This is a genomic window from Affinirhizobium capsici, from assembly GCF_977018625.1.
In genome coordinates, this window is sequence record NZ_CDRNXD010000004.1 from 2,028,237 (window position 1) to 2,053,302 (window position 25,066).

22 protein-coding genes are annotated in these 25,066 nt (G+C 57.6%); 10 read left to right on the forward strand and 12 right to left on the reverse strand.

The annotated features are described in order from the left end of the window. The first annotated feature begins 154 nt into the window (after nucleotides 1-154). From AC0JZ1_RS13140 to AC0JZ1_RS13150, 3 genes are all read left to right on the forward strand, one after another. Nucleotides 155-991, forward strand: a complete 837-nt coding sequence (locus tag AC0JZ1_RS13140) for an alpha/beta fold hydrolase (RefSeq protein ID WP_471882798.1) — start codon at nucleotides 155-157, stop codon at nucleotides 989-991. A 93-nt stretch (nucleotides 992-1,084) separates the two neighbouring features. Further along, entirely contained in the window at nucleotides 1,085-1,546 is a 462-nt protein-coding gene (locus AC0JZ1_RS13145) for a Rid family hydrolase (protein ID WP_471882799.1), read from the forward strand. Nucleotides 1,547-1,621: 75 nt separating this feature from the next. Further along, a complete protein-coding gene (locus AC0JZ1_RS13150) occupies nucleotides 1,622-2,362 on the forward strand; it encodes a gamma-glutamylcyclotransferase (RefSeq protein ID WP_471882800.1) in 741 nt (246 codons plus the stop codon). Nucleotides 2,363-2,454: 92 nt separating this feature from the next. On the opposite strand, the gene AC0JZ1_RS13155 is transcribed toward AC0JZ1_RS13150, so the two are convergent. Continuing rightward, on the reverse strand, nucleotides 2,455-3,345 hold the full coding sequence (locus AC0JZ1_RS13155; protein WP_471882801.1) for a LysR family transcriptional regulator: 891 nt from the start codon (nucleotides 3,343-3,345) through the stop codon (nucleotides 2,455-2,457). Nucleotides 3,346-3,441: 96 nt separating this feature from the next. Between AC0JZ1_RS13155 and AC0JZ1_RS13160 the strand changes: the two genes are divergently transcribed. Then, the gene (locus tag AC0JZ1_RS13160) at nucleotides 3,442-4,536 is read left to right on the forward strand and encodes an aldo/keto reductase (RefSeq protein ID WP_471882802.1); all 1,095 of its coding nucleotides are present in this window, start codon (nucleotides 3,442-3,444) and stop codon (nucleotides 4,534-4,536) included. Nucleotides 4,537-4,602: 66 nt separating this feature from the next. Here AC0JZ1_RS13160 and AC0JZ1_RS13165 read toward each other — a convergent pair whose 3' ends face one another. Beyond that, complete coding sequence (locus AC0JZ1_RS13165) at nucleotides 4,603-4,782, reverse strand: hypothetical protein (RefSeq protein ID WP_471882803.1); 180 nt, start codon at nucleotides 4,780-4,782, stop codon at nucleotides 4,603-4,605. Nucleotides 4,783-4,889: 107 nt separating this feature from the next. Beyond that, nucleotides 4,890-5,441 (reverse strand): sugar O-acetyltransferase, encoded by a 552-nt coding sequence (locus AC0JZ1_RS13170; protein WP_471882804.1) that lies wholly within the window; start codon nucleotides 5,439-5,441, stop codon nucleotides 4,890-4,892. Nucleotides 5,442-5,640: 199 nt separating this feature from the next. Between AC0JZ1_RS13170 and AC0JZ1_RS13175 the strand changes: the two genes are divergently transcribed. Beyond that, nucleotides 5,641-6,540, forward strand: a complete 900-nt coding sequence (locus AC0JZ1_RS13175) for a helix-turn-helix transcriptional regulator (protein WP_471883445.1) — start codon at nucleotides 5,641-5,643, stop codon at nucleotides 6,538-6,540. 40 nt (nucleotides 6,541-6,580) lie between these two features. Here AC0JZ1_RS13175 and AC0JZ1_RS13180 read toward each other — a convergent pair whose 3' ends face one another. After that, the gene (locus tag AC0JZ1_RS13180; protein ID WP_471882805.1) at nucleotides 6,581-8,707 is read right to left on the reverse strand and encodes a TonB-dependent siderophore receptor; all 2,127 of its coding nucleotides are present in this window, start codon (nucleotides 8,705-8,707) and stop codon (nucleotides 6,581-6,583) included. Nucleotides 8,708-8,988: 281 nt separating this feature from the next. Here AC0JZ1_RS13180 and AC0JZ1_RS13185 point away from each other — a divergent pair, with 281 nt between their 5' ends. From AC0JZ1_RS13185 to AC0JZ1_RS13205, 5 genes are read left to right on the forward strand one after another with little or no spacing between them, the layout of a single operon-like run. After that, complete coding sequence (locus AC0JZ1_RS13185) at nucleotides 8,989-9,984, forward strand: iron-siderophore ABC transporter substrate-binding protein (RefSeq protein ID WP_471882806.1); 996 nt, start codon at nucleotides 8,989-8,991, stop codon at nucleotides 9,982-9,984. Between the two features lie 11 nt (nucleotides 9,985-9,995). Further along, a complete protein-coding gene (locus tag AC0JZ1_RS13190) occupies nucleotides 9,996-11,024 on the forward strand; it encodes a FecCD family ABC transporter permease (protein ID WP_471883446.1) in 1,029 nt (342 codons plus the stop codon). Beyond that, complete coding sequence (locus AC0JZ1_RS13195; RefSeq protein WP_471882807.1) at nucleotides 11,024-12,070, forward strand: FecCD family ABC transporter permease; 1,047 nt, start codon at nucleotides 11,024-11,026, stop codon at nucleotides 12,068-12,070. The genes AC0JZ1_RS13190 and AC0JZ1_RS13195 overlap by 1 nt, the downstream gene beginning before the upstream one ends. Further along, complete coding sequence (locus AC0JZ1_RS13200) at nucleotides 12,067-12,897, forward strand: ABC transporter ATP-binding protein (RefSeq protein ID WP_471882808.1); 831 nt, start codon at nucleotides 12,067-12,069, stop codon at nucleotides 12,895-12,897. Before AC0JZ1_RS13195 ends, AC0JZ1_RS13200 begins: the two co-directional genes overlap by 4 nt. Further along, nucleotides 12,894-13,955 carry a DUF2218 domain-containing protein gene (locus tag AC0JZ1_RS13205; protein ID WP_471882809.1) on the forward strand — a complete coding sequence of 354 codons (1,062 nt, stop codon included), beginning with the start codon at nucleotides 12,894-12,896 and terminating at the stop codon, nucleotides 13,953-13,955. The genes AC0JZ1_RS13200 and AC0JZ1_RS13205 overlap by 4 nt, the downstream gene beginning before the upstream one ends. A gap of 156 nt (nucleotides 13,956-14,111) precedes the next feature. Here the strand turns inward: AC0JZ1_RS13205 and AC0JZ1_RS13210 are convergent, their stop codons facing one another. From AC0JZ1_RS13210 to AC0JZ1_RS13245, 8 genes are all read right to left on the reverse strand, one after another. Next, complete coding sequence (locus AC0JZ1_RS13210; RefSeq protein ID WP_471882810.1) at nucleotides 14,112-16,769, reverse strand: nitrate reductase; 2,658 nt, start codon at nucleotides 16,767-16,769, stop codon at nucleotides 14,112-14,114. A gap of 5 nt (nucleotides 16,770-16,774) precedes the next feature. Next, a complete protein-coding gene (gene nirD / locus AC0JZ1_RS13215; protein ID WP_471882811.1) occupies nucleotides 16,775-17,113 on the reverse strand; it encodes a nitrite reductase small subunit NirD in 339 nt (112 codons plus the stop codon). A gap of 4 nt (nucleotides 17,114-17,117) precedes the next feature. Continuing rightward, a complete protein-coding gene (gene nirB / locus AC0JZ1_RS13220) occupies nucleotides 17,118-19,580 on the reverse strand; it encodes a nitrite reductase large subunit NirB (protein ID WP_471882812.1) in 2,463 nt (820 codons plus the stop codon). A gap of 5 nt (nucleotides 19,581-19,585) precedes the next feature. Next, nucleotides 19,586-20,383, reverse strand: a complete 798-nt coding sequence (locus AC0JZ1_RS13225; protein WP_471882813.1) for an ABC transporter ATP-binding protein — start codon at nucleotides 20,381-20,383, stop codon at nucleotides 19,586-19,588. Nucleotides 20,384-20,394: 11 nt separating this feature from the next. Next, the gene (ntrB, locus tag AC0JZ1_RS13230) at nucleotides 20,395-21,288 is read right to left on the reverse strand and encodes a nitrate ABC transporter permease (RefSeq protein WP_471882814.1); all 894 of its coding nucleotides are present in this window, start codon (nucleotides 21,286-21,288) and stop codon (nucleotides 20,395-20,397) included. A 181-nt stretch (nucleotides 21,289-21,469) separates the two neighbouring features. Beyond that, on the reverse strand, nucleotides 21,470-22,768 hold the full coding sequence (locus AC0JZ1_RS13235) for a CmpA/NrtA family ABC transporter substrate-binding protein (protein WP_471882815.1): 1,299 nt from the start codon (nucleotides 22,766-22,768) through the stop codon (nucleotides 21,470-21,472). Nucleotides 22,769-23,116: 348 nt separating this feature from the next. Next, the gene (locus AC0JZ1_RS13240) at nucleotides 23,117-24,403 is read right to left on the reverse strand and encodes a CmpA/NrtA family ABC transporter substrate-binding protein (RefSeq protein ID WP_471882816.1); all 1,287 of its coding nucleotides are present in this window, start codon (nucleotides 24,401-24,403) and stop codon (nucleotides 23,117-23,119) included. Between the two features lie 19 nt (nucleotides 24,404-24,422). Then, the gene (locus AC0JZ1_RS13245) at nucleotides 24,423-25,016 is read right to left on the reverse strand and encodes an ANTAR domain-containing response regulator (protein ID WP_471882817.1); all 594 of its coding nucleotides are present in this window, start codon (nucleotides 25,014-25,016) and stop codon (nucleotides 24,423-24,425) included. Between the last annotated feature and the right edge of the window lie 50 nt (nucleotides 25,017-25,066).

Below are 25,066 nucleotides of genomic sequence, written 5' to 3' on the forward strand. Positions count from 1 at the left end.
TCCTTCCCCCCACTGTTGCAAATAATGAAATAAACTCGAAACTATTGATGCAATTGTTGCTTGGACGAGCTTCGGTAGATTGAGAGCGTCAAACAACGGCAGCCTCACCAAACGCTCAAAGCGTGCTGCATCACAAAACAAAGGAGCTACGGCAATGGAATACATCACGACAAATGACGGCGTTGAAATCTTCTACAAGGATTGGGGCCCAAAGGATGCGCAGCCGATCGTCTTCCACCACGGCTGGCCGTTGTCGTCGGACGACTGGGACGCACAGATGCTGTTCTTCCTTGCCCACGGCTATCGGGTAGTCGCCCATGACCGGCGCGGTCACGGCCGTTCCGCCCAAGTTTCTGAAGGGCATGACATGGACCATTATGCCGCCGACGCCTTCGCGGTTGCCGAAGCTCTTGATCTAAGAAATGCAGTCCATATCGGCCACTCCACCGGGGGCGGCGAAGTTGCCCGTTATGTTGCCAAGCACGGCGAGCCTGCAGGCCGCGTTGCCAAGGCGGTACTGGTTTCCGCCGTTCCACCGCTGATGCTGAAGACGGAAAGCAATCCGGAAGGCCTGCCCATGGAAGTCTTCGACGGTTTTCGCTCAGCACTCAGCGCCAACCGGGCCCAATTCTTCCGCGATGTTCCCGCTGGCCCGTTCTATGGCTTCAACCGCGACGGTGCGACCGTCCAGGAAGGTGTTATCCAAAACTGGTGGCGGCAGGGCATGATGGGCGGCGCCAAGGCGCATTACGACGGCATCAAGGCCTTTTCAGAGACCGACCAGACGCAAGACCTTAAGGCTATCAGCGTACCTACGCTCGTGCTGCATGGCGAAGACGACCAGATCGTGCCGATCGCTGACTCAGCGCTCAAATCGGTCAAGCTTCTAAAGAATGGCACTCTCAAGACCTATCCCGGTTTTTCGCACGGTATGCTGACAGTTAATGCCGATGTTCTGAATGCCGACTTGCTGGCCTTTGTTCGGGCCTGATCAGCGCCTGCGGCGGGGTACGGCATGTGCCACCTCCGCCGCCTCTCACTGCGCGAAGAAAACCTCCTCACGATATCCGCCAAGGAAACGACCATGACCACTAGCAAATCCGCACAGAAGAAGATCATTAATCACGGCGTTGCCTGGGAGCAGGCCTTCGGTTACGTCCAGGCTGTACAGGTCAAGGACACCATCTACATATCCGGGCAGCTGAGCCACGGCGAAGACGGCAAGCTCATTGCTCCAGCCGCGCTCGACGATAAGGGTCGTCCCCGCGACTTTTCGCAGATGGAATCGCAAATTCGCCAGACCTACGTCAATGCCAGGAAGCTGCTTGAGCAATTCGGTGCCACTCTCAACGATGTTGTTGAAGAGACACTTTACGTCCTTGATGTTCCGAGCGCTTTTCAAGCCGGATCGAAGATCCGCAAGGAGATGTACGGCACGGATATCCCCCAATGCGCCAGCAATCTGATCGGTGTCAATGCCTTGGCGTTTCCAGAACAGATCGTTGAGATCACATTCCGCGCCGTCATCGACGGTCCTACGGACTGACCTTCTCAAATCAATGTCGTTAACCGCCGGACACGACCGAGCTTCGGCGGCCATATTCCCAGGAGGGTGACAAAGATGCAAAGAAGACCTACCCCTAAGACACGAGCCACGGCTGCTTTGCAATTGACACCCGAACTGGTTGCCAGAACGATCAAGGTTGTTGAGGATGAGGGCCCGGAGCCCCATTGGACACCGATCTCTTCCCAGCAACTTGATGCACTTGTAAAGCGGGTTGAAGAGGAGGCCGCGGACGAGGATCTATGGATATTCGCCTACGGATCTTTGATGTGGAATCCTGGCTTTGAGCCGTCGGCAATCGAACCTGCGGTTGTTCATGGATGGCACAGGGCGTTCGCCTTGCGCATTGAACGCCTGAGAGCGACCACCGAATTCCCCGGCCTGATGCTCGCGCTTCGGCCAGGAGGAAGCTGTTCGGGCATTGTTTTGAAGCTATCTCGTCACGCCCGGCGTCAGGACATTCGCCGGCTTCTCGCCCGTGAAATCCGTTATGCGGAGGTCTGCGAAATGACGCGCTGGGTATCTGTCCGAACACCTTCCGGAACGCGGCGCGCACTTACCTTTTGGGCAAGTCCGAAAACCTCTCCATTGACGGAAAAAATCGGGCTCGACGAAACAGCCAGGCTCATCGCCCAGGCATGTGGTCCCGCAGGATCATGCGCGGAATACCTCTACCGTGCAGTTTCCCACCTTGCAGACAGGGGCGTCCAAGACCGCAACCTATGGCGGCTTCAGACCCTCGTGGCCGGAAAAATCCAGGATCTCCACGGTCTGCCCAATCACGTTAAACGGGCTTGATGGAAGAAAACATGAGCGAGCGGTGGAGGCTGCACCGGCCAGATTGCCGTCGCAAAATTCATCAACGTGCCGCTTCAGCATCTCCGTGACACTCACGTCACCCGCAACGCCGCGATCAGCGCACGCAGTGCTGGCGGCGATTGGCGTCTGCTTGGGTGATAGAGATGAAAGCCCGGAAAGGACGGACACCAGTCCGCAAGCACCTTAATCAACGCGCCAGATGCGATCTCGTCTGCCACGTCGTGCTCCATTATATATCCGAGACCGACACCGGCCCGTACTGCGGCGGCCGGTAAATCGCTATCGTTTGCGACCAGCGGACCGCTCGTGTAGATTTTGATCTCCTTGCCGCCCTTCTCGAATTCCCAGGGCAGAAGACCGCCAGAAGTCGTCAACCGATAGCCAATGCAGGCATGGCGATCGAGATCGTAGGGCGTCTGTGGCGGCGGGTGACGTTTGAAGTAATCTGGTGTGCCGACCACGACAGTACGCAGGTCCGGCCCGAGCCGGACGGCGATCATGTCTTTGGCAACCGCCTCGCCCAGCCGGATACCAGCATCAAAGCCCGCAGCAACGATATCCGTCAGGCCGTCGTCCACGTTCACCTCCACGCGAATATCAGGATTGGCGAGAAGGAAAGCGGGCAGTTTGGGGAGCAGGACCATCCGGGCCGCATAGGCAAAGGTGGTAATGCGAATTGTTCCCGAGGGGTTATCCCGCCATTCCCGAAGCGCCTCCAGCCCCTCTTCAATACCTGAAAGTGCCGGTCTGAGTGATTGCAGCAGGCGCTCTCCTGCCTCGGTCGGCGCGACGCTGCGGGTTGTGCGGGCCAAAAGACGCACGCCCAGACGTTCCTCAAGGCCACGCATTGCATGACTAAGAGCAGATGGAGACATGCCAAGCTTTGCCGCCGCGCGCGTAAAGCTGCGTTCGCGGGCGACCGCTTCAAAGGCTAAAAGATCGTTGAGTTCGCCTCTTTCCATTGCTGCATTCTGCTCACAGGTTCATGTGGTGAGCAAGGGCTAATCCCGGGCCTGCCAAGCATCTAGATCTGTTGGCAACAAGCGAGGAGAATGCAAATGAACCTTACAAGCTATCGAACTCTTGGAAATTCCGGGCTTATCGTCAGCCCCTTGGCTCTCGGCACCATGACGTTTGGCGCAGGTCGATGGGGTGCCAGCGAAGCAATGTCTCGTGCAATCTTCGATGCTTATACGAAGGCAGGCGGCAACTTTATCGATACGGCGGACATTTACTCCGGCGGCGAAAGCGAGAGCATGCTCGGTCGTTTCCTCAAGGATAGCGGCCAGCGAGACCGCCTCGTCGTGGCGACGAAATCCGGCTTTTCCCGCGGGCCACATACGCCTCTTTGGGGCGGCAATGGTGCGAAGAACATTCGTCTTGCACTAGAAAGCTCGTTGAAGCGCCTGCAGACCGACTACATCGACATGTACTGGGTACATGTGTGGGACCGCATGACACCCGTTGAGGAAACCTTGCAGACGCTCACCGACGCCGTTCGCGCCGGCAAGATCCTGCATTATGGCTTTTCCAACACCCCTGCCTGGTACGTCGCCAAACTCGCGACACTCGCTACAGCGCATGGCCTTGCAAAGCCCATTGGCCTTCAATACGCCTACTCGCTGATTGATCGCGGTGTCGAACTCGACCTTTTGCCAGCAGGCCAAGAAATTGGCCTTGGCCTTGTACCGTGGAGCCCTTTGGCTGCCGGTTTACTTACCGGCAAATATGGCCGAGACAAGCTTGCCGATGCCGCTCGCGCCGCAGCCATGCCTGACCGTGGTTCGCACGTCAGCGACGAAGGCAGCAATGGCCGGCTCAACGGCGACAACCCCTTCGGCGGCATGCTGTTCACAGAACGAAACTTCCAGGTGGTGGATATCGTGAAGGAAGTCGCTGCGGAAATCGGCTGCACGCCTGCTGAAGTGGCGCTCAAATGGGTGGTGGAAAAGCCGGGCGTCTCGTCTGTGCTGATCGGCGCCAGCCGCGTGGAGCAGTTGGAACAGAATGTAGGATCACTCAATGTGAAACTGGAAGCTGACCACCTCGCCCGACTGGAGCAGGCAACCGCTCTGCCGCCGATCAACCCCTATTTCATCTTTCAGCTACCAATTGAACAGCTGTTTGGAGGACATGAGGTACGTCGTTGGTGATGAGTCCAGCCAATATTGGTTAGGTTGGCAATTCGGCGGGCTTGCGTGCCGCAGAAAACGGATGCTTTAACGCAAAAAGCGTTTTGCGGCCCATACGGTACCGAGCCCAATGACCAACACAAGCAACCCGCGCCATATCCAGGGTGTTTGATTGATCATGAAGCTTGAAGCGGGATAGGGAAATAAACCTGTTCCCTGACCAATCCAGACCAGGCCGAGCAGCGAGATCACGAGGCCGATGGCCAATACTATTCGCCTGTATGCCATCTTGCCTCCGGTCCAGCTGCTTTGACAGTTGGCAAGGAGACTACAGGCGGGATAGTGCAACGGCAAGTTCCCACCGGATTGATCGACTAATGAGAACGGATGGGTCGGGCGGGATTTCCGACCACTGTCTGGCCTGCTGGCACGCTTCGCGTGACCACTGATCCGGCGCCAATAATCGCCCCGTCTCCCACTGTCACCCCTCCAAGGATGATGGCGCCGCCACCGATCCAGACATTCTTGCCAATGGTGACCGGGCGAGCGCGCTCAAGCCCTGCCTTCCTGAGTGCCACGTCATGATGGTGTTCGGCGCAATAGATTTGCACGGCCGGACCAAGCATGCTGCCTTCGCCAATCACCACTGAAGCGCTATCGAGGATGACGCAGCCCGAATTGATGTACACACCATTTCCAAGCGAAATATTCATTCCGTATGCGCAATGAAATGGTGCCTCGATGAAAACATCACCGGCACCCGCCAACAATGATCGAAGCTCATCAGCGATGGGGCCACGTTCGTCGGGAGGCATAGTGTTGTGAGCATGGACGGAACGCCTGGCAAGCTTGCGCAATCCATCAAGCTCTAAATCCATGCAGGAATACCACTCGCCCTGCTCCATCTTTGCGCGCTCACTCTTCAAGTTTCGTCTCCACGCATCTCACTTCGTCGCCGTTCTTATACGTCGCATTTGGCGTTTCGTATCCCCGGTTTCACCCTCATGAGCACAATCGATATGTTGATTGGGACGGTCATCTTTATTGACGGTCAAAGCTTTTGCGTCCAGAAGAGGAGACTTATTCAGCTACATGACCTTGACGACAGACTGGAAGGCGGGTCCGTTGACTTATCTTCATGCGATGCAATCCGAAATCCAGGGCATACATGCTCTAGCGCCGGCAAAATGGCGCTCTCTGGATGGTATCGTCGGTGTTCATTGGGAGGCCGAGGGCCAGGCTGGTGCAAGTGGATATTATCTTTCCCCAGATCCCCGCATCGTGTTGTTCTTCAAGGACGTCAGCAATCACATCCGTGTTTCGGACCAATCCTCGCGCCTTGACCATTTCGAACGAGGCATGGCGGCTGCGATTTATGTACCGGCTGGTGTGCCGCTGTGGACGAAGTTTAGCCAGCGTCATCGCTTTTCCCATCTTGATCTGCACCTGCACCAGGACCGCCTGATGCGCTATATAGCACCGGCGATAGGATCTTCCGCTGCCCGAGCCGCTATCAGGAAGCCGGTAGAACTGAAAGATCCGGGTCCACTGGTGAGCCTTGCCAAGCTTGTCGTGGACGAGCTTGAGGATAGTGGCAAACATCCAGCCTTCGCCGAGAACCTGATCGGAAGCATTGTGACGGGCCTGCTCGATCTGCACGCAACGGCTGATGAAAATAGTGGTGCAAGCGGGCGGCTGACGCAGGCTCAACTCAATCGTCTTTCCGCCTATTTCGCCAATTGCGGTGGCCGACGTCTGACCGTGCGGGAAATGGCGGATGTGGTTGGTCTGTCCGAAAGCTGGTTTGCCACCGTTTTTCGGCAAACGACCAATCTGACCCCGCTACAGTGGCAGTTGTCCCGTCGCATCGACCTTGCCAGGCGCATGCTCAGTGATACCGGCATGAGCATCGCAGACATCAGCGCACAACTTGGCTTTTCCGATCAGGCGCACCTGACCAAGGTGTTTCGCAGCATGAGCGGAGATACACCTGCCGCATGGCGTCGCAAACACCAAACGGCATGAGAGAGATGGTCCCGCCGGGCGTCGCCGGGACCTGCTTCCACTACCAGCTCTGGCGAAGCGTCGCAAAGATGGCGCGTCCGGGATTGTAGTAGAGCGCGCCCCCATCATTATTCGCGATGTGCTTCTCATCAAAGACATTGCTGACATTGAGTTGGAAGGTCGTGTTCTCCCGTATATTGTAGGAGAAAGAGGCGTCGAAGACGACCGCGCCCTTCGATTTACGCGTGTTGGCGTTGTCGAAGTAGTAGGAGCCGGTGAACCGCGCTCCCGCACCGAAGGTCATGTCGCCCCGCGTGCCGTTTCCTTCCAGTGTATAAGTGCCCCACAAGGATGCCATGTGCTGCGGAACCTGGGCAAATTTCTTGCCATCATAGGTCCCGCCTGCATCGACGATCTTGGAGTTGATATAGGAATAGGCACCGATCAGGTTCACATTCGACGTCAGTTCCACCTTGCCTTCCAGATCGAAGCCGCGATGGCGCACCTTCTCTACCGTATTCGGCAGGTAGACAGGCGCTTCATAGGTCGTGATGTTCTCCAGTGTCAGGTCGTAAATGGAGGCCGTGATAAGAGCTGGAACGGCGTCCGGTCGATATTTGATTCCTGCCTCATATTGCTTGCCATAGGTAGGCTCTTTTCCAGACGTGGGAGGTGCGACCGATTCCGCATAGCTGACATAGGCTGCAAGCTCCTCGGTGAACTTGTAACTCAAACCAAACCGCTTGCTCAATTCGCTGTAATTGCCGCTTTGCTTTGTGCCGGCGAGCAGGTTGGTGTCGTCCAGATCCAGCCAATCGTTGCGCAGGCCTATGCTGGCCGTCACCCGATCAGAAAACACCAGATCCTGCTGTAGATATATTGCCCGTGTGACCTGATCCTTTTGCGAACTGCTGTAGGGCGAAAGCGGCCCTGGGCCACCGGCGAAGACCGGATTGATAAAATCGATCTGTGGCGCAGCGGTATAGTAGTTCGCGCCACTGGAATCGAAGTGGCTGTAATCCGTGCCAACCAGTGTGCGGCTTTCAACCTGCTCGAATTGCGTTTCGTAAAGAAGATGGGCATCGGCAATGAAATGCTCTGCCGAACCGTCGCTGCCAAAGTAGCTGCGATCAACCAGCGTATCGGCGGGATCGCGTGCACCAAGCGCATCGAAGATATAGGTGTAGCCAAAGCCATTTCTGGACTTGCTGTAACGGGCGTTGGAGCCGAACGACAAGCCATTGCCGAAATCATGCTCGAACATGACGGAATAGGTGTTTCGATTGGTCGTATCGTAGTTGTAGGATGGCTCACCGAAGAAACGGTCACGGCTGAAATCCGTGTCGAGAGGATGACCGCCGCTGCTCGGAGTACCCTTGCGATCCAGATGATCGAAGACGAAGGTCAAGGACGTCGCATCTGTTGGCCTCCAGGTCAGGCCGCCCTGAATGAAATTTTCGTCATTGTTCGAGAAATCGAACTCGCCATTCGAGCGCTCGAATTTGCCGGTCAGGCGGTAGGACAGTGTATCGTCTTGCGTCAGATTATCGCCGAAATCGATGCCTGTTTCCTTATGCGCGTAAGAGCCGGTGGTGGCGTAGACTTCACCGAAACGTTCGCTGCGCGGCTTCTTCGTGACATAATTGATTGCGCCGCCCGGATCGGAAACGCCAAAGCCGGTGGAATTGGCTCCTTTAAGCACTTCCAGCCGTTCAAAGCCGTAAGGCTCTTCCTTCACGCCAGTCCAGGTGCGCCCGACCATAAGACCATCGCGATAGGTAAAGGGCGTGAAGCCGCGAATCTTGACATAGTCGTAGCGCTCGTCCGAGCCATAGTAATCGGTGGTCACGCCAGCCGTGTATTGCACCACCTTCTCAACGCTATCGGCCTTGCGCTGTTCGATTTCCTTGGAGGTCACGACAGACACGGTGGCCGGCGTCGTGAAAATCTCGCCTGGCATCTTACCGACCGCACTTGATCGGTTCGCAACGATCGATTTGGAATCAGCATCTGCTTGTCCAAAACCCTGCACGGTAACCGCTTCCAGCACGATCCCGTCCCCATTAGCCTCCTGCGCGGATGCGAAGGCTGGCATCAATGCGACGAATGCCGTGCAGCCGAGAAGGGCAGCGGTGCGATGGCGCAGGGAAGCTCGGGTTTTGCTATTGGCGGAAATGGCGCTGATCATGCTTTCATCCAGTCATTGACGTTCCAAAACTCCCGCCGATGAACCGGTCATCGTCTGGAGCCGTCCGACAGCAAGGCTATGCCCGCAGGGGCATGAGGCAGCAGGCATTGTCGAACGAGGCTCTTTAACTGGATAATTTTCATCCAGTATTGTAAATATCTCTTTTTTGTAAAATTCCCCGGAAAATCAAGAGTGGGAGGGAATTGCACCGTCCAATTTGCTTGACCTCATAGCTTTAAGCTGAGAGTGACGGTCAACTTAGCAAGGAAAGGAACAGGACCATGCGGATCAGATTGCATCAGCTTGCGCCGGTAGCAGCCCTTCTCCTGAGCATGGCCGTGCCGCACGCCGTGGCAGCTGACGAGGTCCGCTATCCGCTGGAACTGAAGCATGCGCTGGGCACGACGACCATAGCCGAAAAGCCGCGTCGAGTAGCAACGGTCGCCTGGGCTAACCATGAAGTTCCTCTTGCTCTTGGAATTGTGCCGGTTGGCATGGCGGCTGCAAATTTCGGTGATGATGACGGAGATGGTCTGCTGCCTTGGGTCGCAGAACGCCTGAAGGAACTCGGTGCTTCAAAACCACGACTGTTCGATGAGGGCGACGGCATCGATTTTGAAGCAGTTGCAGAAACCCAGCCGGACATCATTTTGGCTGCCTATTCCGGCCTGAACCCGAGCGATTACACAACCCTCAGCCAGATTGCGCCGGTCGTCGCCTATCCCCAGGCGCCGTGGTCTACCGACTGGCGCGAGACCATCCGTTTCGATAGCGCCGGTCTTGGCCTGGCTAAGGAAGGCGAGGCACTGATCTCAGACATCGAGAGCAAGATTGCCGCGGAGGTCGCCAAATACCCTGAACTGAAGGGTAAGTCAGCGATGTTCGTGACGCATCTCGATGCCACAGATCTCAGCATCGTCAATTTCTACACGACGCAGGATACACGCGTTCGCTTTTTCAAGGATCTTGGCCTCTCCATGCCGAAAAGCGTGGTGCAGGCCTCTTCGAATGGCAGCTTTGCAGGGTCAATCAGCGCCGAGCAGATCGACCTTTTCGATGATGTCGATATCGTGGTGACCTACGGCAATCAGGAACTCATACAGGCAATGAAGGCCAATCCTCTCCTTGCCAAGATGCCTGCCGTCAAACACGATGCCATTGTAACCTTAGGTCGTGATCCGGTTGGAACAGCGGCCAATCCCACACCTCTTTCCATCACTTGGGTGTTGCCGGAATACGTGGCCAAGCTTGCCGAAGCGGCGAGAAAAACGGAATGAATGCGAGCCGCATGCTGCTTTCAAAACAGCAATCGACCATTCCACTGCCAAAGCACACCCGGCTGCTCTCTCTCTTCGCGGTTCTTGCGGTTGCAGGCCTTGTTGCCATCCTGTCTTTGATGGTGGGCACGCGTGATGTGCCACCGTCAGAAGTCTTGGCGGCACTTGCTGGCGACACATCTACACTTGACCGCGCAGCCGTGGCGACGCGCATTCCACGAACATTGCTGGCACTGTTGGCTGGGGCCTCGCTTGGACTGGCCGGTGCCGTGATGCAGGGCGTTACGCGCAATCCCCTGGCAGATCCTGGCATACTGGGTGTCAACACCGGCGCATCACTGGCGGTTGTGGTGGGTGTAGCCTGGTTCGGCATCAGCTCTGCCCATAGCTTCATATGGCTGGCCATCTTCGGGGCCGCGGCAACTTCCATTTTTGTTTATATCATCGGCTCAATGGGACGTGGGGGTGCAACACCCTTGAAGCTGGCATTGGCTGGCACGGCGACAGCCATTGCCTTTTCATCGCTTGTCATTGCCATTGTTCTGCCGCGAGCCGATATCGCCGGTGGCATCCGCTCCTGGCAAATCGGCGGCGTTGGCGGAGCAAGTTTCGAGCGCATCGAGCCGGTCTACGGCTTTCTGATCGTAGGCTTCATGCTTTGCCTCCTCTCTGCCAGAAAGTTGAACGCGCTTGCGCTTGGGGATGAGCTTGCAGCGGGGCTTGGCGAGCGTGTTGCAATCGCTCGGGTTATCGCAACCCTTGGCGCGGTCATCCTGTGCGGTGCCGCAACCGCCGTCTGTGGACCCATAGGATTTGTCGGCCTTGTGGTTCCGCATGTCTGCCGGCTTCTTGTTGGCGTGGATTACCGCTGGCTTCTGCCATTTTCGGCACTTGGCGGCGCGATCCTTCTCACAGTCAGCGATGTCATCGGCCGTTTGGCCGCGCGTCCTTCAGAACTGGAAGTGGGTGTCGTGACGGCTTTGGTGGGTGCGCCCTTCTTCATCTTCATTGTCCGTCGCCAGAAGGTGAAGGAGTTGTGATGCCTGCGCACATATCATCACCCTCTGCGGCAATGATGGGGAAAAGCCGCAAGCGCCACAGTCAACGTCGCCATGCGCTGCTGGTCACCATGCTGCTGGTCATCCTTGCCGGGTTCTGCGGCTCGCTGGTTTTCGGCCAAACCTATGTTCCTTTTCAGAATGTCATGCGCATTCTAGGCGGTGAGAACGTTCCCGGTGCAAGTTTTACGGTGGGCCAATTGAGGCTGCCTCGGGCGGTTCTTGGCTTGGTGGCGGGCATGAGCTTCGGTTTGGGCGGAGCAGCGTTTCAAATCCTGCTACGCAATCCGCTCGCCAGCCCCGACATCATCGGCATCACATCGGGCGCGAGTGCAGCAGCAGTCTTTTGCATCGTCATCCTTGGCGTCAATGGCCTTGCCGTTTCCGTTTTTGCGGTGCTGGCAGGACTTGCCGTGGCATTGCTTGTTCATGGCCTTTCATCCCGCAATGGCGTGGCAGGCGCCCGGCTCATCCTTGTTGGCATTGGCGTTTCGGCCATGCTTGAGAGCATGATCGCCTATATCCTCTCCCGCGCTCCTGCCTTCAGCCTCCAGGAGGCCATGCGCTGGCTGACAGGAAGCTTGAATGGTGCGAAGCTTGAGATGGTGGCCCCTCTCCTTCTTTCCCTTCTGATATTTGGCGCCCTCCTTTTGGTCAAGGCGCGGGACCTGGAAGTGATGCGAACGGGTGATGAAACAGCCACTGCACTTGGCGTCGATGTCGCATCCACCCGGCTTTGGGTCATCGTTTCCGCCGTGGGGTTGATCGCGACGGCGACCGCCATAACCGGTCCAATTGCTTTCGTTGCCTTTCTGGCAGGCCCCATTGCTGCAGGCATATTCGGACGCCGTCATTCCATCCTTCTTCCCGCCGGGCTGGTTGGGGCAGTGCTCGTTCTGGCAGGTGATTTTGTCGGGCAATTTCTGCTGCCCAGCCGCTATCCGGTTGGTGTCGTGACCGGCGCACTTGGAGCGCCCTATCTCATCATCCTGATCATTCGAGGCAACCGCCAGGGAGCGACCTCATGACTGATCCCCGCCTTGAGGCCCGGACCCTCTTCGCCGGTTATGGTGACAAGCAGATCTTGAAGGATCTGGATCTTGTCCTCCCTCCCGGTCAGATTACCGCAATTGTTGGAGCCAATGCCTGCGGAAAATCAACGCTGCTCAAGGCCCTTTCACGCCTGATCACGCCACAACAGGGCGAAGTGCTTCTTGACGGGCGCGCCATTCATCGGTTGCCAACGAAAGAGCTTGCGCAACGGCTGGGTCTTCTGCCGCAATCACCCATTGCCCCCGAAGGCATCACAGTGATGGATCTTGTGAGCCGCGGGCGGCATCCTCATCACGGTCTCTTCGCATCCTGGACCAAGGATGACGACCGCGCCGTTACAGATGCGCTTGCCGCGACGCAGACACTGGATCTTGCGGAACGACCCTTAGATGAATTGTCCGGCGGCCAAAGGCAAAGGGTCTGGATTGCCATGGCTCTCGCACAGCAAACTGCGGTGCTTCTGCTGGACGAGCCGACAACCTTCCTGGATGTAAGCCATCAGATCGATGTTCTCGACCTTCTGACCGACCTCAACCATACGCGCGGCACGACCATTGTGATGGTGCTGCACGACCTCAACCTCGCTGCGCGTTATGCGGATCACCTCGTCGCAATGCTGGAAGGACAGGTTTTCAAGGCAGGTTCGCCCCATACTGTGCTGACGCAGGAAATGGTTCGTGAAGTCTTTGGACTTGAGAGCCAGATCCTTCCCGATCCAACCTCTGGCAGACCGATGATGCTCCCGATGGGCCGCCATCACATGCAAATCCGTCAAGCCCCTTCTATGCAGGCAAGATCATGACCGCATTACTCCTCTCCACAATTTCCGGTGTCGCCTATCCTGCTGATGTCGGCGCCATGCTTGCCGAAATTTGCGAGCACTTTGTCGAACATTCCGATGTTGCTCCATCCGATCAGGGGGCCTTCCTCTCTTCTGAAGACTGGACGATCGATATCAAGACTTCTGATGCGCGTTTGATGATCGAAATTCGGACAGAGGACGATGACAAGCTTGCCGCCGCACGCACAATGTTTGCCGAGCATTTGTTCTATTTCGCTGGCGATGAGCCGTTTTCTCTTGAATGGTCCAAGCCCGCGCCAAAGGTACGCCCACCCGGGTTTTACGAGGCAACAGTTGTGGGATCGGAGGATGTCACGCCGCGTATGCGACGCGTAATTCTCTCCGTCGCGGATGTAACGCCGTTTGTGGGCGGTGATATTCACGTGCGTTTGCTCATTCCCCCGCTTGATCGAGTGCCTGTCTGGCCAAACCTTAAAGAAAACGGGAGCATTGGGTGGCCGGAGGGCGAGGATGAACTGCTAGTGCGCGCCTATACGATCCGTTCCGTTGATCAGAAGGCCAAACGCATCAGCATCGATTTTCTCCAGCATCCGAAGCAGGGTGTTGCCACCCCTGGCGCAGACTTTGCGCGTGACGCTCAACCCGGACGACAGGTAGCGCTGATGGGGCCGGGGAGCGGCGGCTTACCCGCCGCAAAGTCAATTCTATTCGCGGGAGATGAAAGCGCATTGCCTGCCATCTTACGGATGGTGGAAGAAGCTCCAGCCGACGTGCGAATAAATGCGATTATCGAAATTGAGGATGGCGCAGAAGAGCAGACGATCAAACATGATGGGCTGCTTTCAATCGAATGGCTGCATCGCGCCAGCTATTCCCAGCAAGCCAACGGACAGCTGGTTCATCGGCTCAAGGCTGAGATCGACGAAACGCAACCGGAAACATACATCTGGTTTGCCGGGGAAAAATCGGATGTTCGAAACGTAAAACGTTATCTTGCGGACAAGAAACGCGACCGCAGACACCAGTATATTGCATGGTACTGGAACAAGGATGATTGAGCACGACGCACCTTCAGAGCGTAATATGTGACTGGAGAAAGTCCATCGTCACGCATAGGAGCCTGATCAAAACGGATTGCTGCCAGCCATTGAACCATAGGCGTTGCTCGGGACCATGCGCAGCGCTCAGAACACCGTTGGCTTGGCAAAAAAGAGTTACTCGGCGGCAAGGATTTGGCTTGCGTCGATGATCCTTCTGATTTCCGGGCGACAGGAGCCACAGTTTGTTCCAGCGTTCAAGGCGGCACCAATCGCTTCCACAGATCGGCAGCCTCGATGCGCAGCATCCTCGATCTGGTTGATGCCAACCGAAAAGCACGAGCAGACAATGGCCCCTTTATCCGGTCGACCAGGTGCGGGCCGCCCAGCCATCAGCATGAAGCGGGCAGATGTTTCTGCGTGGGTAACGGTCAATTGCTCCACCGCCCATTGGCGCGAAACGGCAACGGGTCTCCGCGACACATAGAGCGCTGCTATGAGCCGGTCACCATTGAATGCGAGAAGGCGGTGTTCGCCGCCATTGGCGTCCACATAACCGGAAAATCCGGTTTCATCCTTAATTTCCAGCGTCTCGCGCAGCCAGTTATCCCAACCCTGTGCGGGACGATCGCCCGCGAACTCCAGACGATGGCCGCCATCGGTTCTGGCGATAGCCCAATAGGAAAATGGTCGCGATTCCGGCTTGGATTGCGAGACCAGAAAGCCATGGAAAGCAGGTACATAGCGCGCGACAGAGGCAACCGCATGCTTCAGCGCGGGCTGGCCAGAGATGGGATCGACCCGGTCACTCACCAGCGCGTCAACGCGTGCAGCCGCCGCCGTCTCACCGGTCCAATGCATCGGCACAAAGATTGAACCGCGCGGCTGCCGGTCCGTCAGCAATGCGCGGACGATAATGCAGCGGCCGGAGGCAGACGCGACGGTGACGAGGTCGGCATCCGCGATGCCAAGCACCTGTGCATCAAGCGGATGTATCTCACAGAACGGCTCTGCGATATGTGCCGACAGGCGGGCGCTCTTTGCTGTGCGGGTCATGGTGTGCCAATGGTCGCGCACCCGGCCCGTGTTGAGCGTGAAAGGGAAAACATTGCCTCGCTGGACAGGAGCCGGCGGCGTGACGGGCACGAAGCGAGCCTTGCCATCCGCGTGATAGAATTCACCATCTGCGAAGAACCGCTGGCGGGACGGTGCGCCCGCTGGCTGCGGCCATTGGAACGGAATAAGCGCATCATAGCTGGCCGCATCAATTTCGGCATAGGCTCCGATGTCGAAGTCGCGAGCACCCTCGTTCTCAAAGGCAGACAGCGCTGCGTGCTCGGCGAAGATATCCGCAGGCGACGCAAAGTTGAAGCCTTGCGCAAAACCTATGCGCTTTGCCACTTCCACCATCTGCCACCAGTCTGGCCGGACCTCTCCCGGCATGGGCAGGAATGGCCTCTGACGGGAAATACGGCGCTCCGAATTGGTGACCGTCCCGGATTTTTCACCCCATCCTGCAGCAGGCAGCAGCACATGCGCAAGCCGGGCCGTATCAGTGTTGGCCTCTATGTCTGAAACGACGACGAAGGGGCAGGCTTCCAGTGCAGCACGCACCGCATCCGCATCGGGCATGGAAACCACGGGATTTGTGGACATGATCCAGATCGCTTTGATCCGCCCGTCCGCCACCGCCTCGAACATGTCGACAGCCTTGAAACCTGGCTTTTCGGCCATCACAGGCGCATTCCAGAAGCGCTGAACGATATCGCGATGCGCAGCACTGCCGAGCTCCATATGCGCCGCCAGCATGTTGGCGAGACCACCGACTTCGCGACCGCCCATGGCATTGGGCTGACCTGTCAGAGAAAACGGTCCCATGCCCGGCTGACCGATCCGACCTGTGGCAAGGTGGCAATTGAGAATGGCATTGACCTTGTCCGTGCCGCTCGCCGACTGGTTGACGCCCTGACTATAGCAGGTCACAACCTTTTGCGTCTCTGCAAACAGTTGGAAAAACTGGCTAAGCATAGTGGCGGAAAGCCCGGTTATCTTGGAAAGATGCACCATATCGAGCTTGGCTGCGGCCAGTATTGCCTCGGGGAAACCGCTGGTATGTGCGCTGACAAAGGCCTCATCGACCCGCCCAGTATCAACCAGATAATGAAGCAGCCCGTTAAACAGGGCCACATCGCCATCGGCGCAAATGGCGAGATGCAAATCCGCAATGTCACAGGTTGCGGTGCGGCGCGGATCGATAACAACAATCTTCATCGCCGGACGGGCAGCTTTCGCAGCCACAAGGCGCTGATAGAGAACCGGATGGCACCAGGCCGTGTTGGAGCCGGTCAGGATGACGAGATCAGCGAGTTCCAGGTCTTCGTAACAGCCAGGCACGGTATCGGAGCCAAAGGCCCGCTTGTGGCCAGCAACCGAGGAAGCCATGCAAAGCCTTGAGTTTGTATCGATATTGGCCGATCCGATGAAGCCCTTCATCAGCTTGTTGGCGACATAATAGTCTTCCGTCAACAACTGGCCGGAGAGATAGAAGGCGACCGAGTCTGGCCCGTACGCATCAACGGTTTGCTTGAAGCGCTGTGCCACAAGCTCGAGGGCCTCGTCCCAGCCTGCCGTTTCGCCATGGATCTGAGGCGCAAGAACCCTGCCCTCCAGATCAAGCGTTTGTGCCAGCGCCGAACCCTTGGAGCAGAGCCTGCCGAAATTGGCCGGATGCTCCGGGTCGCCCTTGACTGTTACCTGGCCATCATCATCGACCTGGGCCATCACCCCGCAGCCAACGCCGCAATAAGGGCAGGTAGTGCGGGTCTCATTGGGCATTTCCGTCACTCCGCCGCAACCAGTGCCTTAGCCTCGAGCGCAATCGAAAGCTGTCCATTCACGTTTCGGACAGGGATCGTCCGCACCTCGCCCTCATCCGCCCCCAGCGCCTGGCCGCTTTCCAGAGAGATGACGAAATTGTGCAGCGGGCAGGTAACGGCTTTGCCGTGTACGATGCCCTGGCTGAGTGGTCCGCCCCTGTGGGGGCAGTGATCTTCAATGGCAAAGACTTCGCTCTCGGCAGTGCGGAAAACGGCGATCTTGCCTTCCGGCGTTTTGACGCAGCGTGCGCCGCGTAACGGTATATCGTCGATATGGCCGATGGCGATCCAGTTCGTGGTCATGATGTTACTCCGCTGCCTGATGGAAGCCGACAGTCGCCATCGGCTTGAACTCGTGCTTGTCCTTGCCGGAGACGCGCTCCGACCAGGGATCGACCTGGGCGAATTTCTGGCTGAAGACGAAACGCTCGTAATAGGCGCGGCGTTTGTCGTGATCCTCCATGATCTGGCGGCGGACTTCGTCATGGCCAATACGCTTCGCCCATTTGTAGATGCGCTCCAGGTAGCGGGCCTGTTCGCGATACATCTGGGTCAGCGCCACGATATGCTCCAGCGCCTCGTCCTCAGTTTTCACCAGGCCCAGAACGTCAGTCCCCTTGATGTCGAGGCCAGCAGCGCCCGCAAAATGAATTTCAAAGCCTGAATCCACGCAGATGACACCAATATCCTTGCAGGTCGCTTCCGCGCAGTTGCGCGGACAGCCAGAGACCGCCAGTTTCAGCTTTGCTGGCGTCCAGGAGCCCCACATGAATTTCTCGATGCGAATGCCAAGCCCGGTCGAATCCTGCGTGCCGAACCGGCACCATTGCTCACCCACACAGGTTTTCACGGTGCGCAGGCCCTTGGCATAGGCTTGGCCGGAGATGAAACCGGCCTTGCCGAGATCGGCCCAGACGGCGGGCAGGTCTTCCTTCTCGATGCCCAAAAGGTCGATGCGCTGGCCGCCGGTCACCTTCACCATCGGAATCTCGAACTTATCGACCACATCGGCAATGGCGCGCAGTTCAGATGCGCTGGTTACGCCGCCCCACATGCGCGGCACCACTGAATAGGTGCCATCCTTCTGAATATTGGCGTGCACGCGTTCATTGATATAGCGCGATTGATAGTCATCGGCATATTCATCGGGCCAATCGCAGACGAGATAGTAGTTGAGCGCCGGGCGGCACTTGGCACAGCCACAGGAGGTTTTCCATTCCAGTTCCTGCATAACGGCAGGAATGCTTTTGAGCCCTTTGGCCTTGATCAGCCGGCGCACGTCGTCATGGCCAAGCTCGGTGCAGGTACACATGGGCGTGACAGCAGCCGGGTTATAGGCATTACCCAGCGTCATCGACATCAGCTGCTCGACAAGGCCGGTGCAGCTGCCGCAGGAGGCAGAAGCCTTGGTGTGGGCGCGCACAGCGTCCAGCGTTGTTAGTCCCTTCTCGGTAATGGTCGAGGTGATTTTGCCTTTGCATACGCCGTTGCAGCCGCAGATTTCCGCATCATCCGGCAAGGCTGCAACGGCCGCCATAGGGTCCAGCGGCGTACCTCCCTGGAATGACTGGCCGAATATCAGCGTGTCGCGCATCGCTGAAATGTCGGTACCCTTCTTCTTCAAGTCGTTGAACCAGGCGCCATCGGACGTCTCGCCGTAGAGAACCGTCCCGATGATGCGATTGTCCTTGATGACGACGCGCTTGTAGATGCCCGCCGTCGCATCGCGCAGCACGATTTCCTCCCGGTCATCGCCATCGGCGAAATCCCCCAGAGAAAAAAGGTTGATGCCTGTCACTTTCAGCTTGGTCGGCGTGTCGGAATGGACAAAGGCGGGCTTTGTATCACCGGCAAGATGGGCGGCGGCAATGCGAGCCATCTCGTAAAGCGGTGCAACGAGGCCGTAAACCATGCCATCCACTTCGGCGCATTCTCCAACCGCGAGGATATTGCCGTCGGAGGTTTGCATGCCCGCATCAACCACGATGCCGCGATTGACGGCAAGGCCTGCCTCCTTGGCAAGGCCCGCATTCGGCCGGATGCCGACAGCCATCACAACCAGCGTTGCCGGGATGATGGTGCCGTTATCCAGTTCAATTCCCTCAACACGATCCGTGCCGATAATGCGTTTGGTATTGGCCTTGGTGATAACCTTGATGCCACGTTCTTCCACGGCCTTTTGCAGCAGATAGCCAGCGGCTGGATCGAGCTGGCGCTCCATCAGCGTCGGCATCACATGCAGCACCGTCACGTCCATGCCGCGCAGCGCAAGCCCAGCGGCGGCTTCCAGCCCAAGAAGTCCGCCGCCGATGACCACGGCCTTTTCACGCGACTGAGCGGCCAGCAGCATTGCGTCAACATCGTCAAGGTCGCGGTAGGTGATGACGCCGGGCAGATCTTTGCCCGGCACGGGAATGATGAAGGGTACTGACCCGGTCGCGATCACCAACTTGTCGTAGCTTTCCGTCACGCCATGGTCGGATGTGACGGTGCGGGCGTTGCGGTCGATTTCGACGATGCGATGGCCCTTGTAGAGAGTGACGTTGTTCTGAATATACCAGCCATCGCCATGGATGATGATATCTTCGAATGTCTTCTCCCCCGAGAGCACAGGCGAGAGCATGATGCGGTCGTAGTTAACGCGCGGCTCGGCATTGAAGATCGTGACATCGTAGAGGCCGGGCGCCTGTTCGAAGAGATGCTCCAGCATGCGGCCCGGTGCCATGCCGTTGCCGATGATGACGAGTTTCTGGGCCCCAAATTTTGGCATGGTGTTTACTCCGCGGCTTCGACGAAGCGGTGGCGTTCGTAGAGGAACTTCAGCACGGCTTCGCGGGATTTGAGGTAAGTGCGGTCAGCGGAAAGCGCGATACGGTCTCGCGGTCGCGCAATGGGAACGTCGAGAACCTCACCAATGCGAGCAGCAGGTCCGTTGGTCATCATCACAATGCGATCCGAGAGGAGAACGGCCTCATCCACGTCGTGCGTGATCATGATCATCGTGTTGCCAAGACGGGCATGGATTTCCATCACCGCATCTTGAAGATGGGCGCGGGTCAGCGCGTCGAGGGCGCCGAATGGCTCGTCCAACAGCAGGATTTTCGGTTCCATGGCCAGTGCGCGCGCAATGCCGACACGCTGCTTCATGCCGCCGGAAATTTCTGACGGACGTTTGTCTTTCGCATGAACCATCTGCACAAGGTCGAGATTGTGCATCACCCAATCATGCTTCTCTGTCTTGCTTTTGCGACCGGAAAACACCTTCGAGACGGCGAGATTGACGTTTTCGTAGACGGTAAGCCAAGGCAATAGCGAATGGTTCTGGAATACCACTGCCCGTTCGGGGCCTGGCGCGTTAACCTCCGTATTTCCGAGCAGGATCGCACCTGAAGTCACCCGGGTGAGGCCGGCGATCAAATTCAGAAGCGTTGACTTGCCACAGCCGGAATGGCCAATGATGGAGACGAATTCGCCCTTGTCGATGGTCAGGGACACATCTTTGAGCACGTCTGTTCGGGTGCCGCTGCGCTCGAAACTTTTATCGACATGATCGATTTTGAGATAGCTTTTCATGCCGGCCTTCCTCAATTGCTGCGCGTGACGATGAACCCGACAAAGGCAACGAGCTTGTCGAGGATGAAGCCGGTAACGCCGATATAGATGAGCGCTACGATGATGTCGGAGAGACGCGACGAGTTCCATGCATCCCAGATGAAGAAGCCGATGCCGACGCCCCCGGTCAGCATTTCTGCTGCAACGATTGCGAGCCAGGAGAGACCCACGCCGATGCGAAGACCAGTGAAAATGTAGGGGGCTGCAGCCGGCACCATGATGCGGAAGAAGAATTCCAGATGGTTGAGGCGCAGCACGCGGGCAATATTGCGATAATCCTCTGGAATATTGCGTACGCCGACAGCAGTGTTGATGATGACCGGCCAGATCGAGGTAATGAAGATCACGAAAATGGCCGAGGGGTTGCTGTCGCGGAAGGCCGCAAGCGACAGCGGCAGCCAGGCGAGTGGCGGCACGGTGCGCAGTACCTGGAAGATCGGATCAAGCCCGCGCATTGCCCAGACCGACTGTCCAACAACCGCTCCGAGGATGACGCCAACGAGAGCGGCAAGGCCAAAGCCGATGGCCACACGCTCCAGCGAGATCAGCACCCGCCAGCCAAGGCCGATATCCTGCGACCCGTTGTTGAAGAACGGCGAAACGATGAGATCGGAACTATCTGCCCAGATCTGCGACGGCGGTGGCAGGCTGGCACCTGGATGAGAACAGGCAATCTGCCAGACGGCCAGGATCATCAGCACGACGACGAGCGGCGGCAGAACTGCGCGAGCCACCGCGGCCAGAAAGGTTTGCGGGCGAAAAGCTCGGCGCGTTTGCCTGGGCAGCGTGACGACCGTCGACGTCTTCATCTTGTTCATCAGCGTGGCCTCAGACGCGGCCTGGGCCTTGCGGGCAGTTGCGGTCATGGAGAACTTCCTGTTTCGGCGCTAGACCGCTTCAGAGTTTCTGCGAAACCCCGAAACGCTCTTTGTGTTTGGTTTTAAGCAACTCCGGAGGCAAAGCGGTTTGCTCTTTCACGGGAATTGCCATGGGTTCAGGGAGAGCCCCGCCACTGCGAAAGATCTCAGTGCGGCGGGACAGGTCGCATCAGGCCGTGGCCTTTATCGTCAGGCTATCGAGGTAGGCCTTGGGGTTGTCGGGATCGAAGACCTTGCCATCGAAGAAGGTCTCTGGTCCTCGTGAGGTGGAGGCCGGAATATCGGCGGCCGCAACGCCGAGATCCTTGGCAGCAGCGCGCCAGATGTCCTCGCGATTGACCTTGTCGACCAGCGCCTTGATATCGGTATCGGGCGCAAATTTGCCCCAGCGGATATTTTCGGTGAGGAACCAGGCATCGTGGCTCTTGAAGGGGTAGGACGCATGATCCTTCCAGAACTTCATTTCCAGGCCGGTCTTCTCAGCCACACGACCGTTGCCGTAATTGATGTTCCCCTTGAGGCGTCCAGCGACATCCTTCGGCGGCACGTTGAACCATTGCCGCTTGCCGAGGATTGCCGACATTTCTTCCTTGTTGTCCATGCTGTCGGCCCACATCTGGGCTTCCATGACAGCCGTCATCAGCGCCTTTGCGGCGTTCGGGTTCTTCTCGATCCAGTCAGTACGCAGCCCTAACGCCTTTTCTGGATGGCCCTTCCAGAGCTCGCCGGTCGTACAGGCGGTAAAGCCGATGCCCTGGTTCACGAGCTGCTCGTTCCACGGCTCGCCCACGCAGAAGGCGTCCATATTGCCGACCTTCATGTTTGCAACCATTTGCGGCGGCGGCACAACGATGGTGGAAACGTCCTTGTCCGGATCTATGCCGCCAGCGGCGAGCCAATAGCGTATCCAGAGATCATGCGTACCGCCGGGAAAGGTCATGGCAACCTTCACTTCGCCGCCCTTTGCCTTCTTGGCCGTAAAGGCCTCCTTCAGCTTCGAGGCATCAAGCTGGACGCCACTCGAGGCATATTCCTGCGCCACAGAGATGCCCTGGCTGTCGAGATTGAGGCGAGCGAGAATTGACATCGGCACCGGCACGTTGTTCTGCGTCACCTTGCCCGTCGAAATGAGATAAGGCATGGGCGTGAGAATATGGGCGCCATCAATGCCGTTGGCCGCACCGCCAAGCACGAGATTGTCGCGGGTGGCACCCCAGGAGGCCTGCTTGATGACCTCAACCTCTGTCAGGCCATACTTGTCGAAAATGCCTTTTTCCTTGGCGATCAGTAGCGGCGCGGCATCGGTCAGCGCGATGTAGCCAAGTTTGATGCCCTTGACTTCAGGACCAGCTGATTGCGCGAAGGCCCCGCAAGGGAATGCCATTTTAACCGCGCCGATCATCGCCACGGCGGAAGTGATCTTCAAGAGGTCGCGGCGACCCATGCCTGTTCCTGTCGTCTTCGTCATTTGCGTCGTGCCCCTCTGGTTGACGGAGATTAAGAAAACAAAAAAACGCCGCTTGCTTTCCTGCGTTGTCCTGGCGGGAAGAGCCGGACAGCAAGTAGCCTGCGACGTCGTTGTCTGATGGTTATCTGCGCCTGTGAGGGCGCTCATCTGCCCTCAAATCGCCGTTGACTGAGGACAGAGTTGGATATGCAAGCAGCGTGCCAACTCGAGATGGCGCACGGGAAAGCTTAAGGATCTCAGCATTACCAGCTGCTTCAGGTGACGACCCTCAGCTCCTTACGAGCCTGAGCTGCTCGTTTGGAGGCCTTGAGCAAAATGCAAATGCCTTACGTTTGTGCACTGCCCCATTCACGCTTCGGACGTTCCAGGGAAGGCGGTTGCTGTTTGCCGGACGGGAAAGTTTTCGATGTAAGACGGCACATTCTCAGGATCGAAGAACTTGCCATCCATAAAGCCATCGTAACCGGAATGGCCCGTTTCCGCTGCCTCATCCGGAATGGCGGCATCTTGACCGAGGGCAGCCCGATATAGGTCGGGGCGGAACGCGCCTCTTGCATTTTGGAGGCCTTCACGGCTGAATCCAATCTGGCCCCAACGGATCATTTGGCTATAGATCCAGCTTGCCTGATCTGGCCGGGGATAGTTTGCCGCTCCGCGATGGAAAAGAAAGTAGTCTGGAACCACCCTCTTCGTTCCAAGCGCATCGAGATTGAACTGCCCGCTGAGGACACTGCGAATGATGCTCTTCGGCGCAGCGATGAACTCCGGCGCACTTAGAATATCTGCAAGGTCATTGTGATGGGCTTCATCATCGCACCAGCGGGCTGCACGGTCGAGCGCAACGATGAGGCGTGAGACTGTATCGGCATTGGCCTCGGCCCATTCGGGACGCATGCCCAGGACTTTTTCGGGTGCGAGCGGCCAGATATCCTGCTTGGCGGCAACAATGCGCCCAATGCCTCGCTCTGAGGCGATCATGTTCCAGGGTGCGCCGACGCAAAAGCCGTCAATAGCACCGGCAGCCAAGGCATCGGAGGTCAAGGGTGGAGGAACCACCACCAGTTTGACATCACGGTCCGGATCGATTCCCCCAGCCGCCAGCCAGTAGCGGAACTCAAAATTGTGGGAAGAAAAAGGATAGGTCACGCCGAGTGTCAGCATGGCCTCGTTCCTGTTTCGCATGTCGGCAAGGACCGCCGCCAAGGCTTTCGCATTGGCGAGCCCATCTGCATCGTCAACAAGCCCGGTCAACGCTTTCATGCGCTCGAAAATACGCACCGACAGCGTGATAGCGTTGCCGCCACGCCCAAGGGAAAATGGGGCAATGGTCGGAGAGGGATTTGAGCCGAGCCCCAGCATGGACGCAACAGGCATGGGCGAGAGCATATGTGCAATGTCAAACTGGCGAAAAGCGAGCCGGTCACGGACATTGGCCCAGGACACATCGCGAACAAGCTCAAGATGCAGCCCCTCGGTTTCTGCAAAGCCAAGCTCTGCCGCGGCAATCAGGATGGAGGCATCCATCAGGGGGATGTAGCCCGCCCTCAGTACTCTTTTTTCCTTGGCGCGCCCGCGTGCGGGAGCATGGACAGAACCGTCATCAGGTTGGGTCAAAACCGTTTCGTTCACCAGCATTCTCCGATCCCTCCCGCGCTCAAAGCAGCAGTCCTGCAGCCGTCACGACGCTCTGAGCGATATCGGCCAGCTTCTTCTTCTCGTTCATCGCTGTCTGTCGCAGCAGGGCGAATGCCTGTTCTTCGCTCAAGCCCCGCATCTTCATGAGGATGCCTTTCGCCCGCTCGATGACCTTGCGCTCCTCAAGCGCATTACGTGCCTCCGCCAATTCACGCTGCAGCCGGCTGAAGGCATTGAAGCGGCTCACCGCCATATCGAGGATAGGCTTGACACGTTCCTTCTTCAGCCCATCCACGATGTAGGCCGAGACCCCTGCATCCACGGCCGCCTCGATAGCGGCACTATCGGAGCGATCCACGAACATGGCAATCGGCCGCGAGACGCTGCGCGTCAGCTGGAACATGTGCTCCATCATGTCCCGATTGGGATTTTCAATATCGATGATGATGACATCCGGGTCCATCGTCTCGATCAGCCGGGCGACGCCCTGCATCTCGTGGATCACGGTGACCTTCAGATGACCGGCGTCTTTCAGTCCCTCTTCGATGATCGATGCACGGATTGCGTTTTCGTCAATGACCAGGATCGTGAGCTCGTTTGAGGCTTTGGACATGGTCAGGCCAGGTCCTCGTCAAGCAAGCGGCTGGGATGCGCATCACCGGA

Bases quoted from the DNA above. Each gene is read 5' to 3' on its own strand.
- AC0JZ1_RS13195 (WP_471882807.1), top strand. From the start codon at position 11,024: ATGCCTGCGCACATATCATCACCCTCTGCGGCAATGATGGGGAAAAGC.
- ntrB (WP_471882814.1), bottom strand. From the start codon at position 21,288: ATGACCGCAACTGCCCGCAAGGCCCAGGCCGCGTCTGAGGCCACGCTG.
- AC0JZ1_RS13225 (WP_471882813.1), bottom strand. From the start codon at position 20,383: ATGAAAAGCTATCTCAAAATCGATCATGTCGATAAAAGTTTCGAGCGC.
- AC0JZ1_RS13180 (WP_471882805.1), bottom strand. From the start codon at position 8,707: ATGATCAGCGCCATTTCCGCCAATAGCAAAACCCGAGCTTCCCTGCGC.
- nirD (WP_471882811.1), bottom strand. From the start codon at position 17,113: ATGACCACGAACTGGATCGCCATCGGCCATATCGACGATATACCGTTA.
- AC0JZ1_RS13150 (WP_471882800.1), top strand. From the start codon at position 1,622: ATGCAAAGAAGACCTACCCCTAAGACACGAGCCACGGCTGCTTTGCAA.
- AC0JZ1_RS13145 (WP_471882799.1), top strand. From the start codon at position 1,085: ATGACCACTAGCAAATCCGCACAGAAGAAGATCATTAATCACGGCGTT.
- AC0JZ1_RS13160 (WP_471882802.1), top strand. From the start codon at position 3,442: ATGAACCTTACAAGCTATCGAACTCTTGGAAATTCCGGGCTTATCGTC.
- AC0JZ1_RS13240 (WP_471882816.1), bottom strand. From the start codon at position 24,403: ATGCTGGTGAACGAAACGGTTTTGACCCAACCTGATGACGGTTCTGTC.
- AC0JZ1_RS13235 (WP_471882815.1), bottom strand. From the start codon at position 22,768: ATGACGAAGACGACAGGAACAGGCATGGGTCGCCGCGACCTCTTGAAG.
- AC0JZ1_RS13185 (WP_471882806.1), top strand. From the start codon at position 8,989: ATGCGGATCAGATTGCATCAGCTTGCGCCGGTAGCAGCCCTTCTCCTG.
- AC0JZ1_RS13140 (WP_471882798.1), top strand. From the start codon at position 155: ATGGAATACATCACGACAAATGACGGCGTTGAAATCTTCTACAAGGAT.
- AC0JZ1_RS13210 (WP_471882810.1), bottom strand. From the start codon at position 16,769: ATGCCCAATGAGACCCGCACTACCTGCCCTTATTGCGGCGTTGGCTGC.
- nirB (WP_471882812.1), bottom strand. From the start codon at position 19,580: ATGCCAAAATTTGGGGCCCAGAAACTCGTCATCATCGGCAACGGCATG.
- AC0JZ1_RS13200 (WP_471882808.1), top strand. From the start codon at position 12,067: ATGACTGATCCCCGCCTTGAGGCCCGGACCCTCTTCGCCGGTTATGGT.
- AC0JZ1_RS13190 (WP_471883446.1), top strand. From the start codon at position 9,996: ATGCTGCTTTCAAAACAGCAATCGACCATTCCACTGCCAAAGCACACC.
- AC0JZ1_RS13245 (WP_471882817.1), bottom strand. From the start codon at position 25,016: ATGTCCAAAGCCTCAAACGAGCTCACGATCCTGGTCATTGACGAAAAC.
- AC0JZ1_RS13155 (WP_471882801.1), bottom strand. From the start codon at position 3,345: ATGGAAAGAGGCGAACTCAACGATCTTTTAGCCTTTGAAGCGGTCGCC.
- AC0JZ1_RS13205 (WP_471882809.1), top strand. From the start codon at position 12,894: ATGACCGCATTACTCCTCTCCACAATTTCCGGTGTCGCCTATCCTGCT.